Origin of the sequence: Paenimyroides tangerinum (genome assembly GCF_003865405.1) — a bacterium.
In the GTDB taxonomy this organism is placed as follows: Bacteria; Bacteroidota; Bacteroidia; order Flavobacteriales; family Flavobacteriaceae; genus Flavobacterium; species Flavobacterium tangerinum.
The window spans coordinates 26,506-42,165 of record NZ_RQVQ01000022.1 but is presented as its reverse complement, the minus strand read 5'-3'; the positions used below and the strand labels follow the sequence as shown (position 1 = coordinate 42,165).

Sequence of the window (15,660 nt, the reverse complement as noted above, 5' to 3'; positions counted from 1 at the left end):
TTTACATTATTTCATTAGCTGACCACCGATATTACCTGCGGCTGAACCGGCACCGGCACTTACTACATTTCCTGCTTTCTTTGCATAGCTGTCCACTTGTTTCATATAGTTTCCTGCACCGCCTGCCTCGATAATCCAGCCTGTAACAGTTGGAATGGTAAGGTATCCGATAATTCCAATGATCATAAATATGATGTACACCGTATTACTGGTATCGGGGATGTAGGTTGGATCTGAGAGCATCTGAATATCACGTTCCAATATGAGTGACTGTATCCTTGCGAGCATCGAGCTGAATAAATCGGAAACAGGAAGCCAGAGGTAAACACTGATATATCTCGTGATCCATTGGGTGAGCGTGGACTGAAATCCATCCCACACGGAAATGGCAAAGGCTATCGGTCCGAGTATAGAAAGCACAATCAGGAAAAACGTTCGTATGGTATCAATCACCAAAGCGGCTGCCTGAAAGAGTATTTCCAATAAATTTCGAAACCAGTCCTTTATCACTTTTTCCAATTGGTAAGCGGTTCTGTCCATATACATTCCTGCCATTGTTCCAATGTCAGAGGGCGACCATCCCAGCTCTTCAAGCTTTTTATCAAACTCTTCGTCCGATACCATGTAAGCGGTTTCGGGATTTCTGACCATTGCTTCATATTCCAACTGGTCTTTTTGTTGTTGCAAGAGGTTCAGGTCAAGTACCTGATTTTCTAATATGGCATGGGTTCCGGTAACCACAGGGCTTAATACTGCATTGATTGTTCCCAATACGATGGTCGGGAAAAACATGATACACAGTCCTAAAGCAAACGGACGTAAAAGCGGAAACACATCAATAGGTTCGGCACGGCTTAAAGCCTGCCAAACCTTTAATGCCACATAGAATAATGCACCCAATCCCGCAAGACCTTTTGCCACTGCTGCCATATCGCCTGCAAGCGGCATCATATCATCGTAGAGCGACCGCAGGACTTCGTGAAGATTATTCCATTCCATGATTTACCAGTATTTTTGGTTAGAAGTTCCGTAGAGATCAAGCACTCTTTTAGCATCGTCTTTCTTTTTCGCTCTTAAATAGCTTACAGAAATATTCTTGTTGGTGTAATAGCGGACAAGGCTGTGGTATTCCTTTACTTCTTTGTACACACGGTCAATGATGTCCATACGCTCCTTATCATTCAGCGAAAGGCTTGAAGAAGTGATAATCTGCTTTAATTCCTTCAACAGTTCGGTACTTTCATTGAGCAGTGCCGAATAGCCATTGCCGATAGCGACCAGTTCCTGTGGTGTGAAATTGGGATCGTTCATCATCTTGCCGAAATTCTGAACATACATTTCAGATACATCGCCCACCAGCAAAACAGTCTGCTGCACTTTACGGGCATCCTTTACCAGATTGTTGATGGCTTTCAGCTTATCGTAATACTCTTTTCCCTGCTTATAGACTTTTTCAACTTCTTTGAAATTCTTCACCACATTACTTACCGTAGAGGAAGTCTGTATGATTTCATTTGCAGAGTTGAGAATACCTGATGCAAGGTTTGCCGGATCGGCAACTATAAACTGGGCTTTTGCGGAGGGTGCTACGGCAAGCATTAGTGCCGTACACACCAGTAACATTACTTTTTTCATTGTTTTAAAATTTTAAATGATTAATAATTATTGATTTACTTGTTCACGCCTGTGCATAGCGATATGCTTGATGGCGAGTTCGACGTTACCGTCGAGTTCCGATGCGAGCTGCATCACTTCCATTTTTTCGGTTTCTTCCGTGGTGTAGGCAAGGTATTCCTCCAAGCTAACTTCGGTGGCATAGACTGCCGAGTGCGTACCACCTAAGCCAATCCAAACCTCTTTGTACAATCGGCTTGGGTCGTTGTTCATATTGATGGAAAGTACCTGTGCTTTTTCCTTATCTGTTAACCCGAGCATAGCCTGTATATCATCAAACTTGTTCATATACTTGCGTTGGTCTAATAGTATTTTACAATCAGAATTGTTGATGATACTTTCCTTGACAATAGGCGACTGGATGATGTCGTCCACCTCCTGCGTTACCACGATTGCTTCACCGAAAAACTTCCTAACCGTTTTAAACAAATACTTTATATATTCTGCCATACCTTCCTTCGCAATGGCTTTCCAGGCTTCTTCAATTAGTATTAATTTTCGGATACCTTTCAGCCTTCGCATCTTGTTGATAAAGACCTCCATAATGATGATCGTCACAATGGGAAAAAGAATTTTATGATCCTTGATCGCATCAATTTCAAACACAATGAAGCGTTTGGAAAGCAGGTCTAACTGCTTGTCGGAGTTCAGCAAGTAGTCATATTCTCCACCTTTGTAATAAGGTTCGAGTACGTTAAGAAAATTGGCAATATCAAAGTCTTTTTCCCTTACCTGTTTTTCCTCCAATACCTTGCGGTAATCGCCTTGCACATACTCATAGAAGCCATTGAATGACGGAAAAACCCCTTCGTTTTTAATACGTTCGATATAACCGGAAACCGCATTAGAAAGTGCAACCTCTTCAGAACGGGTTGGCGGCTCATCGTCTCGTTTCCATAGCGTGAGTATCAAAGTCTTGATACTTTCCCTTTTCTCGATGTCGAATACGCCATCATCGGTATAGAATGGATTAAAGGCAATCGGGTTGTTTTCGGTATAAGTGAAGTAAACCCCGTCTTCGCCTTTGGTCTTTCCTTTGATGAGTTCACATAATCCCTGATACGAGTTACCCGTATCCACGAGCAGCACGTGAGCACCTTGTTCGTAATACTGTCGAACCATGTGGTTGGTAAAAAAAGATTTCCCGCTTCCTGACGGACCCAAAATGAATTTGTTGCGGTTCGTGATAATACCACGCTTCATCGGCAAATCGGAAATATCCAAATGGATAGGCTTTCCGGTCAGGCGGTCAGCCATTTTGATACCGAACGGCGAGGGCGAATTGTGGTAATTCGTTTCTTCCGTAAAGAAGCATAAGGCTGGTTCAATGAACGTGTAAAAACTTTCCTCACTTGGAAAATCTCCTGCATTGCCTGGCATTCCTGCCCAATACAAAGTGGCTACGTCCGTCGTGTTGTGTCGGGGTTTACATTCCATCAGTGCCAAGGCACTACCGCAATCGTTCTTCAACTGTTTCAGTTCCGCGGGATCTTCCGACCAGGCTATGATGTTGAAGTGTGCCCGTATAGAAGATAGACCGAAAGAATGGGCTTCGTTCAGATACCTTTCTATCCATTCTTTATTAATCTGATTAGCACGGCTGTACCGAGCTAAAGAATGCATATTCCTTGCGGACTTCTCAAACTTTTGCAGGTTGGCTTCGCTGTTGTCCAAAAACAAATATTGGTTGTAAATGTGATTACAGCTCAACAGTAATCCCACAGGAGCAGCGAACGATAAACGGCAGTCGCTACGGTCGGTAGACAGCTTCTCAAAACGGGTATCTGCCGATACTGTTCCGGGTAAATCATCCGTATCCGATAAGGTATGCAGACTTAACCTTTTGTTTCCGATACGCACTTCTTCAGCTCCCAGACCAATATCCTGCATTGGTGTTCCCGCTTCCCTTGATAACGTTAGGTATTGCTCCAACAAACCCTGCTTTTCGTCCGTACCAATGATTTCATCTTCGGTAAGGCGTTGTAGCGTTATGAAACCGCTATCGTTCACGATACGCTCAAACTGAGCCACAGCTTCCATAAATCGGTGTATCGCTTCCTTATCCCTAATTTCTTTCGGGATAAGTGTGCCTTTGCAAAGCGAGCTAAAGTTGCTTTGCATCCGCATACGCTCTTTGGTCGTCTTGGTCAGGAACAAATAACAGTAGTGATTTAAGAGCGGTCGCTCATTGAAATGACGTTGATAAGACTTTGCCAAAAAGCTTTGGTTATCGGCTGCCAGATCGGGAGCATAGTTTTCTTTGATATACCAGTCTTGCTTATGAATGACCGTAAAGTCCGGCAAAGTCTTTATAGCCTTGTGCCAGGCGGAATGAATGGCTTCATACTCTGCCGATGCTACGGTGAATAATTCGGGTAATTGCACTGCAAAGCAGGCGGTAATATCTGCATCTTTGGAAAGGATGCAGTTGTTTTCTACTGCCAGGAGTGGAAACTTACTTTCCAACGTGGTGGTCTTTGATACATTTCTCATACGGCTTTCGTTTTAGAAGTGAATTTTAAATAGCGGTGTACGGGTTTACGGCAGATGATGTAGCGGGGATGCCTTTTATTGGCAGCTATTTTCATCAATCCATGCTCACCGTATTTGCTATTCAGTGAAAAGGTCTGCCATACAATCAATGAAGCACCACAGGCACCGAGCAGCAGGCAGGCGTAAGAATTTACGCCGGCCATATACAGTATCATCACGAGAATAAGCGTACCGAGAAGACCACCTGCAAAAATGAACAGGTACTGTGCTTTCAGTCCTTTAAATTCCACCGTTCTTCCGATGCCTTTGTTGATATTGTAATTCATAAGGCAAAGGATTAAAGGAAGAATGAACGCAGGATGGTAGCTGCTACGATTAAAAAGATACAGGCACCGAACCACGAAGCTGCCGTTTTGCTCGTATCGGGGTCACCTGAACTGAATTTGTTGTACACCTTAACCCCTCCGATCAATCCGACGACGGCACCGATGGCGTAAATAAGCTGGGTTGCGGGATCGAAATAGGAAGTTACCATTTGGGTAGCTTCGTTGATACCTGCCGAACCGTTTCCCTGTGCGAACACGCCAATTGCTGACAGCATAGCCACGGCTGTCAGCAAAACTTTTTTTCTTTGTTTTTCCATAATTGAAACACATTAATTTGTTACAGTTTGCCCACACCTTGTGGGCTTTCGGAACAAAGGTGTTTCGGAAATCAAAGCACTCTGATAAAGTGGCTGTCAAAGGCATCATTTGGCTGTCATTGGCTTTATAGACAAAAAGTCTGATTAGGAAATCCAATTTCCGACAAATTGACATTTCTTTAACAGTGGGCATCTTTTTGATATACAAATACATATGATCAAACCAAATGCTAAATGAAAAAAATATGCTTTGTTATAATGGGATATGGAAAAAAAACAGACCCTACTCTAGGAAAGACATTTGATCTTGACAAGACTTACCATAATATAATAAAACCTGCTGTTATTGCAGCGGGATATGAATGCGTCAGAGGAGATGAGGTTCAAGAGTCTGGATTAATAGACAGAAGTATGTATGGTTTACTTATTTATTCAGATTTAGTAATTGCTGACATCACAACATTTAATCCTAATGCTATTTATGAGTTGGGTATTAGGCATGCGGCTAAGCCTTTTTCAACAATCGTTATGAAAGAAAAGGACGGTAATATTCCGTTCGATATTAATCATAATAAGACTTTTACATACTCTCACATGGGAGAAGATATTTCTGCAACTGAGGCGACGAGATGTCAAGAAGCTCTTACAGGTTTAATTTTGAGCGTTGAGAAGGCTCAGGAAGTGGACAGTCCTCTATTTCAACACATTCAATCTGTCAAACCCTATGTGCTACCTGAAGACGAATACATCCAATTGATTAAAGAACTGGCTGAAAAAGAAAAATTAATTTTTGCACTAGTTGAGCAAGCTAAAGTTGAAATGTCAAAAAATAACTTTATTGAAGCTATTAAATATTGGAAAAAAGCTAGTGATAAAATTAGTAATGATTCATATTTTATCCAGCAACTTGCTTTATGTACTTATAAGAGTAAAACTCCCTCAGAAAAAATTGCTTTACAAGATGCACTCACTATCATATCTCAGCTTGAACCCGACGGAAGAACTACCAATGATCCTGAAACATTAGGAATTACTGGTGCTATCTACAAAAGATTGTGGATGCTTGACAAGTCTGAAATAGATTATTTAGATAGAGCTATCAAATATTATGAAAAAGGATTTGCAATAAATTCTGATTATTATACTGGCGAAAACTATGCGTTATGTTTGGACTTAAAAGGATCTCATATTGATGATGAAGAGGAAAAAATCTACTGTAAATTAGAGGCAAGAAAAACTCGTCGTAAAATAATAGAAATTATTAATATTCTGGAATTAGATGATGACTTCCTTATAAGAAGTGACTTAAAGTGGATTTATGCGACTCTTGCTAATTGTCATCTTGCTCTAAATAACATAGCTGATTTTGAAAAAAATGAAACCTTATTTATGGAAAAATCTCCATTAGACTGGGAACTTGAAACATACAACGATTCAAAAACTAATATTCAAAACTTAAATAACTAACATGGCAAAAAACTACAAAATTTTTATTAGTCATTCATGGTCTTATTCTGATGACCTTACTGATTTACAAAATCTCTTAAATTCTAGAGGTTATTTCAATGTTGAATTTACAGAAGCGTCTAAGGATGTTCCAATAAATTCAGAAAATGCTACATATATCAAAGCTAGGTTAAAAGCAAAAATTTCATCTTCCGATGTAGTATTAGCATTGGCAGGGATATATGCATCGCATAGTGAATGGATGCCATGGGAATTAGATACAGCAAAATCTTTGAATATTCCAATTATAGGTATTATACCAAGAGGCCAGGAACGCATATCTCAAGAAGTTTATTCAAGATCTGTTGTTGATGTAAAATGGAACACGGAAAGTATCGTTGAAGCAATTAGAAACCACGTAAAATAAATATCGATGGCACATAAATGCTTTATCTCGTTTAAAACAGAAGATATGGATTACAAAGAGTACATCCATGACTATTTAGATATAGATATGATCGACAAATCTTTACATGAAGCCATAGATTCAGAGGATGAAGATTATATAATGAGAAAAATTCGCGAGGAATATTTGTCAGATTCTACTGTAACAATTTTTTTGATTGGTGAAAAGTCAGCTGAAAACCTACTTTTTGAAAACCAAAATTTTTTAAAAAGAGAATTGCAATCTTCATTATATAATGGTATTGGCAATACTAAAAATGGCATTTTAGGTGTTGTCTTACCTTCAATGACAGAAAAGATATACGGATCAAGTTATTCATGTTCAAAATGTGGAGGTACACACAGCACTGTTCGAATTAATGAAAATACCGTTATAAAAGAATTCTCTTACAATTACTATATCCCTAATAATAAATGTGCATGGGGAGAAGAAGATAGATACTGTGTACTTGTAAAATGGGAAGATTTCTGTTCAGATCCAGAAACGTATATTGACAGGGCATTTGATAAAAGAAGTCAACCAATTTCAAATAAAACAAAAGTAAAGCCATGATAGACGATAATAATTATCCTAACTATTTTGTTGCTGGAGATACTACATCTAAAAAGGCACAATTTTGGTATATTCGTTTATTTGGACTGGATTTACTACTAATGGTTTTATCTGCTATTCTTTCGGTTTACAATTATCAAACTGAGGAATCAAAAAACATTGTATACCTAATATCAGGTATACTGCTTCTACTTGCCATGCTGATATCTATTTTTCTAAAAGCAAAAAAGTATGAAGATGTTTGGTACAGAGGTCGTGCACTTGCTGAATCATGTAAAACTTTGACCTGGAGATTTATAATGTCTTCTGAATATTTTGAAACCAATATTCCAAAAGAAGAAGCAGATAGAAGATTTATTCAAAGAATAAGAGAAATTAACAATGAGTTTAGTGACCTTAACAATATATTAAGCCCTAAACAATTGAATTTACCAATTATCACTAATGAGATGGAGAGAGTACGCAATTTATCATTAAATGATAAAAAAGCATATTACCTGAATAATAGGATCCAAAATCAGATTAATTGGTATTCTTCAAAAGCTGAAGACAGTAAGTTAAAATATGATGTTTGGTTTTTAGTAATTATAATACTTCAATTTTTAGCACTGATTTCTATAGGCTTCTTAATAAAATATCCTTCTTCAGATTATAATTTCGTTGGAGTATTCTCTACTATTGCGGCAAGTGGATTTAGCTGGTTACAAGTAAAAAAATATCAGGAAAATAAGGAAGCATATACTACAGCAAATTCTGAACTGAATTTAATTAAAGCAGAAGGAAACAAAAACTTTTCTGAAAATGAATTTTCAGAATATGTTTTAGATTCAGAAAACGCTATGTCAAGAGAACATACAATGTGGTTAGCTCAAAAAAGGATGTAAATATGATTGAAAAAGGTTTAAATAGGGCGAATTTATTTGAGAATATTACTTGGTTAACAAATTCATTAAAAGACAACACTGTTTCAAAAAGACCGTGCGTTTTCTTAAGCCATAAAAGAGAAGACAAAAACGCTTGTAAAGAAATAGCTAATTATCTAAAGAATGCAGGAATTGATTACTATTTAGATGAAGAGGATAGCAAATTGCAATATGCTTCATCAGTTGGAGATCCAATCAAAATCACCGAGAGTATTAAAGATGGAATTAAGAATAGTACTCATATGATGGTGGTTATTTCTGAAAAAACATATAAATCTCAGTGGGTGCCTTTTGAAGTTGGTTATGGTCATGCTTCAATTCTTGATAAAGAGAAATTAGTATCTAAGGAAGACCGTATTAAATTGTCGGTGTTGACTTTAAAAGATATCGCTGAAAAAAGCCTACCCGATTATTTACAGGTTGGTTACGTAATAAAAGGAACGAAAAGTCTAAATGAATATATTTCAAAGATTACTGATAGACTAGAGAAATCATTAATTAACGAGCGTAAAGTTTTTTCAAATTCCCAAGCTCAACATCCGTTAGATAATGTCTTAAATTGGCAACTTTAAATAGTACATAATATTTTGACATTGGAGAGTTATACAAATTCCCCAATGTCAAAATCATTCAAATCATTTTTCCGCAAAGTGGAAGAACCGGTTTCCGTTTCAGATGAAAGATTACTGTCCAAAAGCTCGGCAATTTTTCTGGAAGCACCTTCCATTAAACTTTCCAGCAGGCTGAATAATTCGGTTCCCTGTAATCTTTGAACTATATCTACCGCTGTTTCCTTTTGGGCTGGTTCCAAATTTTCTTTTTGGAGCAACACCCCCACGGAGCTTAGTTCTTCAAAGGTAACCCCCTGGGCATAACCGTTATCGCTGCCGGATATTCCATACCTGTTCCATTCTTCTTCCTCTTCTTCCAAATCAGGCATATTACTGAAAACTTCGTCCAGCTCTTCCTGCGGAATTTGAATATTGACTTCTTCGTTCTCGTCATATTCAATGTCTAAATTATCGGGATTTATCTCAGGTTCCTGTATTTGGCTTTCATTGGCAGTGTTTGGCTGCGAATGGCTTTTTACTGGCTTTGGTTTACCCATAATTTCGGGCAAATCGGGTGCAGAAGATACTTTATCTTCTTTTTTATAGGTAATCTTTTTAATGACGATTTTCTCACTCACTAAAAGAATGATGACCATAAACAGGCATATTACTATTACAATTTCCATAATCAAAGAATTGGTTTGTCTTTTTCATTATATAATGTTTTTATTTCTTCTCCGAACTCCTGAAAATGGAGTTTCAGCACATTATACAGGTAATCTGTAATGGTGACTTTTCCATCACCGATAACGAATACAATACGAGATATGTACCGATGAAACTCTTCGCTTATATAGACCGATTTTCCGTTTTTTGATACAAAGCCTGTTGGTTGTAAAAAATCCTTCTGATACTGCTCGTTATCATTAAGCTTTTTGGTTTTCTTAATTTGTTTTTTCATAATTCTGTATTTTAAAAAATGGGTTTAAACTTCTCATTAAAATCTTCTGTAATTCCTTTCTCGAACAGTTCAAAATGATGTTCCAGTATATTGTCGAGATATGCATACAACGGTATCTTATCGCCACCGATGACTTGTACAATACGGGATAGCCGTTCGTGGTATTCCTGCCGGATATAAATACTTTTATCTCCACGTTTTGTCATCGAGTGGGTTTTCAGAAATCGGTCGCCATAGCTTTCATCGGGATTTTTCTTTGTTCTTGTTCTTTCCCGTTGTGCTGGTTTCTCCTGTACCTGCTCTGTAAACTCTCGTTTTATTTCCTCTTTGGGTTTTTCTTCTATTGGCTCCGGAGGGAGCTTGAGACCTTCTTTCTTTACCCCATCAACCATAAGGTTCATCATTAACTCTTCATCAATGTCAGGAGTAACTTTTTTCTTGTTTTCTTTCTCCATAGCACTACAATTGAATAATTTTTTGAAATTCTTTCATAAACAAGTCTAACTGACAGGCTTTCATCAAACGTTCATCAGGTGGCATAAGCGTTGACCGAAAAATGGTTTTACTGTCCACCTCACTTTCCTTGCGGAAGCGGGTACTGTTTTTTACATGGCTCTGCATCAGACTTAATCCAAGTTCTTTGATCAGATTATTATACAATTCGTACAATGGAGTGCTTTCCCTTCCATCTACCTGGTTCCAGAACAAGTTAATGGTCTTTATGTCTGTTTCTCCTTTTTTCATAATGACATCCTGTAAAAGTTGCGTGAAAACAAGGGTACTTTCCATAACCACACGATCTGCGGTTATGGGGGTGAAAATGTGGTGCATTCCTGCCAATGCTTTAAGGATACCGGGTGTGTTCACGGTTCCAGGCAAATCAAAAAAAACAACATCAACAGGAATCACGGACGCATTCACAAATTCGTGAGCCGCTTCCAATACGCTATCCGATCTGTGCTGCATAATGGGATACGCTTTTTTGTTGATGGTGGTAAACTGTTTATACGCCATCTTTTTTAAAGCTTCGTTTTCCATTATCATTTTTAAGTCACGGTCTTTCATTTTGATTAGACTGTGCTGCGGAAAATCCGCATCGAATACAGCAATATTATAACCCAGCCGGTAATGAAGCGTACTGGCTACAAGAGTGGTAAAAGTACTTTTACCTACACCTCCCTTTTGGGAAGAGAAGGCAATAAACAGAGGTTTCTTTTTTGTTTCCATATCTTAAAAAATTAAAGTTTACATTCTCAATTGCAGGCAGGCAATCTTGCGGTCTTTCTCTCAGGAGCTCCCGATTTCATTCTAGCTTCCTTGCAGGATAGCCATCAGTCAACGTTGCTTGTCGGAACTCGTGATTGCATTTATGCTTTACAGCAAGAAGGCTGTCATCCCAGCACCTTATCCGACAGGATTGTGGGCTTGTATCTTATCCTGCAATCATTCATTCAGGAGAGCCTTACTGATTGTAGTCATACAGGCACTCGCTCTTGTAATCCTTCCCGCGTTCTTGCATTCCTGATAGCAGGAATGCAGACATATCTGCCTTGCTGAATGTTATCATTCAGACCTCTCTGATTGAAGGACTGATAGACTTCCTGCCAACATTCAGGTACAAATAACCAATATTGTTCTACCACTTTTATAGAGCTGGCACTGTTTGGCTTTCAAAGGCAGTATTTGTCCAAATACGTTATAGCAATACTCTATAAAAGAGGGCTTTACTTTGTAAAATGAATTTTACTAACGGATACATGCTTCAAACTTTTGAAAAATCGGAAATAACCGGGAACGGCATCTAGCCGTTTTTCCCTGCTACTTTTAATCCGTCCCGCAGGGCGGATTATTGTGTTCAACGGAACACGGCAAGTTGTGTTCTCAGCATCTCAAAAGTATTTTCCGATGCAGAACAACTTGCCCTGCCGGGGGCTGAAAAACACTCTCCGAAGTCGAGGTTTTGTATAGATTAAAAATGGATTAATTATGAACGAAAACAACAGAAGACAAGTGAAGAAGACCATAGGTCGTCCACTTAAAACAGATCCGGCAATATTCAGGTATTCCCTTTCTCTTAATGAGGAAGAAAATGCTCGTTTCCTTGCCCTTTTTGACAAATCGGATATGCAGGTTAAGGCACATTTTATCAAGTCCTGCCTCTTTGATAAGACGGTGAAGACCATTCAGATTGACAAAGGAACGGTTGATTTTTATATGCGGTTGACATCGTTTCACACACAGTTCCGAAATGTAGGGGTTAATTATAACCAGATTGTAAAGTTGTTGTACAAGAATTTTTCGGAGAAAAAGGCATCGGCATACCTTTTTAAACTTGAAAAACAAACTACTGAAATGGCGATGTTATGCCGACAGATCATTGAACTGATTGATGAATTTGAGGTAAAAAACCTGAAAAAACAGAGGTAATAATGATAGCAAAGATTGGGAGAAGTGCAAATATATACGGTGCCCTGGCATACAATAATCTTAAAGTTGAACATGAAAACGGACAGATTTTGCTTGCCAATAAGATTATTGAAACCGCAAACGGGCAATATTCCGTTGCACAATTAGCCCAATCTTTTGCTACTTACCTCATCGCTAACCGCCAGACTGAAAAGCATACGATACATATTTCCTTAAATCCTGACCCGAAAGATACAGTCAGTGATGATAAATTTCGGCAAATGGCAGAACAATATATGAGTGAAATGGGTTATGGTGAACAGCCTTTTGTGGTCTTTAAGCATACAGATATTGACCGGACACACATTCATATCGTATCGGTCTGTGTGGATGAAGAAGGCAGAAAGATTTCGGATAAATTCGAAAAAATGCGGTCAATGAAGCTGTGTAGGGAACTGGAAAAACAGCACGGATTGATACCTGCAACAGAGAAAGAGCGTAATCAGAATGATAAGATTTTCCGTCCGGTAGATTATAAAGCAGGCGACATTAAAAGCCAGATTGCTTCGGTAGTTCGACACTTACCCAACTATTATAAATTTCAAACTTTGGGAGAATACAACGCTTTACTTTCACTATTTAATATCACTACCGAAAAAGTAGAAGGTGAATTAAGGGGAAAACCTCAACAGGGTTTGTTATACATTCCATTGAATGATAAAGGCGACCGAGCCGGACATCCGTTCAAAGCTTCGTTATTTGGCAAAGATGCCGGGCTTCCTGCATTGGAATTGCATTTTGCGAAATGCAAAACAGATTTGAAAGACCATCCAACCCGAAAGACTTTACAATCTGCCGTTACTATTGCCTTGCAATCCACAAAAGATGAGCTGAGTTTTAAAAAGCAATTAGGAGAACAGGGCATTAATGTTGTGGTTCGTAGAAATGATGCAGGTCGTATCTACGGAATAACTTTCATTGATCATAATTCCAAAACAGTATGGAATGGTTCCCATTTAAGTAAGGAACTTTCTGCCAATACATTTAATGATTACTGGAATAATAATATCAAACCGGAAATAAAAGAGGTAGTACTACCTCAACCTAAAGTATCACAATCTAACAATAAGGAAGATTTACCTGATGAAAAACCACATCAATTATTTGACTTCGTAAACACGACCAAACACGAAGATGGTTTAATAGAAGGATTGGGCGGTTTGCTTATGCCTGAAACACTGGGCGAAGATTATGAAGCACAGGCTTTTGCCAATAAGATGAGAAAGAAAAGAAAACGAAAAAGAGGTGGCAGAAGCGGTAATCTAAAATAATCCACCTCCCAACAGTTAAAATACTTTGTTGTTTTATTTCCTTGAAAGGGGAAAAATAAATTCAGTATATTTATCAAATAAAAAAGTAATAAAGCATGAATTGGAGTGACCCGAATGAAACCGAAGAAGAATACTTAGCCCGAAAGGATGAAGAAGTACGGGCTTCCATGGGAGTAATGTCTATGCTTATGGGCTTTTTGGTACTGTTTTTAAAGATTGCAGCTGTTTTTGGTATATTTATTTATTCCGGATATTTATTGTCTCAAAAATTGCTGAAAGGGGAAACGGATCAATTAAAAATCTGGGGCTTGTCTTTGATTTTTGCCTATCTTATACTTTGTATTGTTTATTTCCTGAAGGGTATAATCATTGGATTTCGGGCAAAGAACAATAAGTTATGGATATTGCCATGGATTATCTGTATAATCTTATGTTGCATCTTTCCGGCATTTATTATTAAAGCTGTAGTTGCCGGTATGTTTCACATTACAAAACGTCAGGATGTATGGTGTCTTGTATTTAGTTGGGGAGCATTTTTATTTTCGTCATTCTATATTTATGGTATTTACCAATTCAAAACACCATCTGCTCCAAAATTTTTGTATTGGAGCTATAATTTAGGACTGAAATTATTGGTATAATGGTACAGAATACATTTCTAAATATCGATTAATGATGTAAATTAACAATAAAAAACGGACTACAAAAGAGTCCGTTTTTTATTGTTAATTTAAGGTAACTCACGATTCCAATGAGATATATCCATTAAAGAGTCATCATCACCATCTACCACTAAAAAAGAATTTTCAAGCGGAAATACGGCTTGTTTTAGTGAAGAAACTTTATCTACGGTTTCATCAAATATCCATATTTGATCAGGTCTTGTGTAAGCTTGAAAAAAGTGATAATATATATAACGTAAATTGGTTTCAGAAGGATTTATTGATTCTAAAGTTTTAGATGTTTTTTTTAACCGCTCCATTTCTACTTCCTGTCCGTCATATGTTTCCATTCCAACATGAATAACGCCCTCGGATTCCGTATTAAATTGTTTAATAGCACCCATAATCTGTGTTTTTGTGTCGCGGGCTTTAGCTGTAACTGCTTCTGGTGCCATACTTCTACAATTCACACCAAAAGCATTTGCAATTTCTGCGATATATAAATTATTAGCTTCTCCTTCTCCTACACGAAAAAAATTACCAGAAAATCCTGAAGTAAATCCTGAATAGTCAACAGCTTTTTGAGCAATCAAATCGCATAATTGAGGTGAATTGTTTTTTACAAAGTTCTTTTCAAGATACTTGCTTATTCTATTTATATCTATAAACGAAGCATAAATAGTAACTTCATTATTAGAAACTATTAGTCCAGCTTTCTTTATTTCCTGAATTTTATTAAGAAGTAAATCTTTTAAATATGTATCGGGAAGAGAAATAAGCTCTACATGAAATTCTACATCAAGTAAAATGTTATGCTTTAAAAGCTCCTCTCTCAAATAAGAGACCATTTTTAGCCTTTTTTCAGTTTCTTTATAGGTGTAATCTGCTGTTTTTCGTTGTCTTTTACATTCTACCTGTAATTCTTCATTATTTTTAGATGCCAAAATATCAGGCGATTTACCACCTTTTCCTTCTTCTAAGAATTTTACCTGCCAGCCGTTTCTTACCCACAATAAAGCAGTTAATATCTCAAATAAAATAGCATCTGCTTCTGCTCTTCTTTTTTTCAAAAGATCTCTAACCTTTTTTTGGATACCTTCAATATTTTTCACTTCATTGAGGTTCATACCTAAGCGTTTGAAAATCGGTATTATCCTAGCTCCCTGAAAATATTCATACTTATGAGGTTCATACAGTAAGGTATGTACAAGATACAGATACCAACCTATCTGATCATTATTATCTAATAATAAAGTTCCTTCTGTTAGTGGTTCAGAAAACGGATTTGATATTCTAAAATCATAACTTAACTTGTTCTCAATCGCTTCTTTTCTTTGGTTCCAATCTTCATCTGATAAAAAACTTCTTAACCAAAGAAATGCATTAATTACATCCTGATCTTCATATTTGAAATTTGGAAATTCTGAAACTGGTATTCTGTGAATCATTTTCATTTTTGTTTTAAATTAAAATCTTCATATCTAGGTTTATTTCTTATTGCAAATTTATAAAATTCGTTATGTATGCAATTAGAGTTTAACGACAAACGCTG

General features: G+C 37.4%; 18 protein-coding genes. 8 read left to right on the top strand and 10 right to left on the bottom strand.

All coding sequences use genetic code 11. The features are described 5' to 3' along the window. Positions 1–6: 6 nt before the first annotated feature. From traJ to EG240_RS10600, 5 genes are read right to left on the bottom strand one after another with little or no spacing between them, the layout of a single operon-like run. On the bottom strand, positions 7–999 hold the full coding sequence (traJ, locus tag EG240_RS10620; protein ID WP_125019376.1) for a conjugative transposon protein TraJ: 993 nt from the start codon (positions 997–999) through the stop codon (positions 7–9). Positions 1,000–1,002: 3 nt separating this feature from the next. After that, entirely contained in the window at positions 1,003–1,635 is a 633-nt protein-coding gene (locus tag EG240_RS10615; protein ID WP_124898884.1) for a DUF4141 domain-containing protein, read from the bottom strand. Positions 1,636–1,662: 27 nt separating this feature from the next. Continuing rightward, entirely contained in the window at positions 1,663–4,167 is a 2,505-nt protein-coding gene (locus tag EG240_RS10610) for a TraG family conjugative transposon ATPase (protein ID WP_125019375.1), read from the bottom strand. Further along, positions 4,164–4,493, bottom strand: coding sequence for a DUF4133 domain-containing protein (locus EG240_RS10605; protein ID WP_125019374.1), 330 nt, complete (start codon positions 4,491–4,493; stop codon positions 4,164–4,166). The genes EG240_RS10610 and EG240_RS10605 overlap by 4 nt, the downstream gene beginning before the upstream one ends. Before the next feature lie 11 nt (positions 4,494–4,504). After that, entirely contained in the window at positions 4,505–4,810 is a 306-nt protein-coding gene (locus tag EG240_RS10600; protein ID WP_078677414.1) for a DUF4134 domain-containing protein, read from the bottom strand. Between the two features lie 234 nt (positions 4,811–5,044). Between EG240_RS10600 and EG240_RS10595 the strand changes: the two genes are divergently transcribed. Genes EG240_RS10595 through EG240_RS10575 form a run of 5 tightly spaced genes read left to right on the top strand, consistent with a single transcriptional unit; the run spans position 5,045 to position 8,769 of the window. Then, positions 5,045–6,277: a TRAFs-binding domain-containing protein gene (locus EG240_RS10595; protein WP_125019373.1), complete on the top strand. Its 1,233-nt coding sequence runs from the start codon at positions 5,045–5,047 to the stop codon at positions 6,275–6,277. A gap of 1 nt (position 6,278) precedes the next feature. Further along, complete coding sequence (locus EG240_RS10590) at positions 6,279–6,683, top strand: TIR domain-containing protein (protein WP_125019372.1); 405 nt, start codon at positions 6,279–6,281, stop codon at positions 6,681–6,683. Positions 6,684–6,689: 6 nt separating this feature from the next. Continuing rightward, positions 6,690–7,274, top strand: coding sequence for a TIR domain-containing protein (locus EG240_RS10585; RefSeq protein WP_125019371.1), 585 nt, complete (start codon positions 6,690–6,692; stop codon positions 7,272–7,274). Further along, positions 7,271–8,158 carry a DUF4231 domain-containing protein gene (locus tag EG240_RS10580; RefSeq protein WP_125019370.1) on the top strand — a complete coding sequence of 296 codons (888 nt, stop codon included), beginning with the start codon at positions 7,271–7,273 and terminating at the stop codon, positions 8,156–8,158. Before EG240_RS10585 ends, EG240_RS10580 begins: the two co-directional genes overlap by 4 nt. Then, positions 8,134–8,769: a toll/interleukin-1 receptor domain-containing protein gene (locus EG240_RS10575; RefSeq protein WP_125019369.1), complete on the top strand. Its 636-nt coding sequence runs from the start codon at positions 8,134–8,136 to the stop codon at positions 8,767–8,769. Before EG240_RS10580 ends, EG240_RS10575 begins: the two co-directional genes overlap by 25 nt. Before the next feature lie 29 nt (positions 8,770–8,798). Here the strand turns inward: EG240_RS10575 and EG240_RS10570 are convergent, their stop codons facing one another. The 4 genes from EG240_RS10570 to EG240_RS10555 are packed head-to-tail and all read right to left on the bottom strand — an operon-like array spanning position 8,799 to position 10,936. Beyond that, entirely contained in the window at positions 8,799–9,434 is a 636-nt protein-coding gene (locus tag EG240_RS10570; RefSeq protein WP_125019368.1) for a conjugal transfer protein TraD, read from the bottom strand. Between the two features lie 2 nt (positions 9,435–9,436). Next, a complete protein-coding gene (locus EG240_RS10565) occupies positions 9,437–9,709 on the bottom strand; it encodes a DUF3408 domain-containing protein (protein WP_203229308.1) in 273 nt (90 codons plus the stop codon). Positions 9,710–9,720: 11 nt separating this feature from the next. Next, positions 9,721–10,164 (bottom strand): DUF3408 domain-containing protein, encoded by a 444-nt coding sequence (locus EG240_RS10560; RefSeq protein ID WP_125019366.1) that lies wholly within the window; start codon positions 10,162–10,164, stop codon positions 9,721–9,723. A gap of 4 nt (positions 10,165–10,168) precedes the next feature. Further along, complete coding sequence (locus tag EG240_RS10555; protein ID WP_125019365.1) at positions 10,169–10,936, bottom strand: ParA family protein; 768 nt, start codon at positions 10,934–10,936, stop codon at positions 10,169–10,171. A 759-nt stretch (positions 10,937–11,695) separates the two neighbouring features. Here EG240_RS10555 and mobA point away from each other — a divergent pair. The 3 genes from mobA (at position 11,696) to EG240_RS10540 (ending at position 14,087) form a co-directional block, all read left to right on the top strand. Then, the gene (mobA, locus tag EG240_RS10550; protein ID WP_125019364.1) at positions 11,696–12,136 is read left to right on the top strand and encodes a conjugal transfer protein MobA; all 441 of its coding nucleotides are present in this window, start codon (positions 11,696–11,698) and stop codon (positions 12,134–12,136) included. A gap of 2 nt (positions 12,137–12,138) precedes the next feature. Then, positions 12,139–13,446: a conjugal transfer protein MobB gene (gene mobB, locus EG240_RS10545; RefSeq protein WP_125019363.1), complete on the top strand. Its 1,308-nt coding sequence runs from the start codon at positions 12,139–12,141 to the stop codon at positions 13,444–13,446. Positions 13,447–13,541: 95 nt separating this feature from the next. Further along, positions 13,542–14,087 carry a hypothetical protein gene (locus tag EG240_RS10540; RefSeq protein ID WP_125019362.1) on the top strand — a complete coding sequence of 182 codons (546 nt, stop codon included), beginning with the start codon at positions 13,542–13,544 and terminating at the stop codon, positions 14,085–14,087. A gap of 89 nt (positions 14,088–14,176) precedes the next feature. Here EG240_RS10540 and EG240_RS10535 read toward each other — a convergent pair whose 3' ends face one another. Continuing rightward, entirely contained in the window at positions 14,177–15,562 is a 1,386-nt protein-coding gene (locus tag EG240_RS10535; RefSeq protein ID WP_125019361.1) for a hypothetical protein, read from the bottom strand. Between the last annotated feature and the right edge of the window lie 98 nt (positions 15,563–15,660).

Bases quoted from the DNA above. Each gene is read 5' to 3' on its own strand.
- EG240_RS10610 (WP_125019375.1), bottom strand. From the start codon at position 4,167: ATGAGAAATGTATCAAAGACCACCACGTTGGAAAGTAAGTTTCCACTC.
- EG240_RS10560 (WP_125019366.1), bottom strand. From the start codon at position 10,164: ATGGAGAAAGAAAACAAGAAAAAAGTTACTCCTGACATTGATGAAGAG.
- EG240_RS10535 (WP_125019361.1), bottom strand. From the start codon at position 15,562: ATGAAAATGATTCACAGAATACCAGTTTCAGAATTTCCAAATTTCAAA.
- EG240_RS10580 (WP_125019370.1), top strand. From the start codon at position 7,271: ATGATAGACGATAATAATTATCCTAACTATTTTGTTGCTGGAGATACT.
- EG240_RS10615 (WP_124898884.1), bottom strand. From the start codon at position 1,635: ATGAAAAAAGTAATGTTACTGGTGTGTACGGCACTAATGCTTGCCGTA.
- EG240_RS10540 (WP_125019362.1), top strand. From the start codon at position 13,542: ATGAATTGGAGTGACCCGAATGAAACCGAAGAAGAATACTTAGCCCGA.
- EG240_RS10570 (WP_125019368.1), bottom strand. From the start codon at position 9,434: ATGGAAATTGTAATAGTAATATGCCTGTTTATGGTCATCATTCTTTTA.
- EG240_RS10595 (WP_125019373.1), top strand. From the start codon at position 5,045: ATGAAAAAAATATGCTTTGTTATAATGGGATATGGAAAAAAAACAGAC.
- EG240_RS10585 (WP_125019371.1), top strand. From the start codon at position 6,690: ATGGCACATAAATGCTTTATCTCGTTTAAAACAGAAGATATGGATTAC.
- EG240_RS10600 (WP_078677414.1), bottom strand. From the start codon at position 4,810: ATGGAAAAACAAAGAAAAAAAGTTTTGCTGACAGCCGTGGCTATGCTG.
- EG240_RS10605 (WP_125019374.1), bottom strand. From the start codon at position 4,493: ATGAATTACAATATCAACAAAGGCATCGGAAGAACGGTGGAATTTAAA.
- EG240_RS10590 (WP_125019372.1), top strand. From the start codon at position 6,279: ATGGCAAAAAACTACAAAATTTTTATTAGTCATTCATGGTCTTATTCT.
- traJ (WP_125019376.1), bottom strand. From the start codon at position 999: ATGGAATGGAATAATCTTCACGAAGTCCTGCGGTCGCTCTACGATGAT.
- EG240_RS10565 (WP_203229308.1), bottom strand. From the start codon at position 9,709: ATGAAAAAACAAATTAAGAAAACCAAAAAGCTTAATGATAACGAGCAG.
- mobB (WP_125019363.1), top strand. From the start codon at position 12,139: ATGATAGCAAAGATTGGGAGAAGTGCAAATATATACGGTGCCCTGGCA.
- mobA (WP_125019364.1), top strand. From the start codon at position 11,696: ATGAACGAAAACAACAGAAGACAAGTGAAGAAGACCATAGGTCGTCCA.
- EG240_RS10555 (WP_125019365.1), bottom strand. From the start codon at position 10,936: ATGGAAACAAAAAAGAAACCTCTGTTTATTGCCTTCTCTTCCCAAAAG.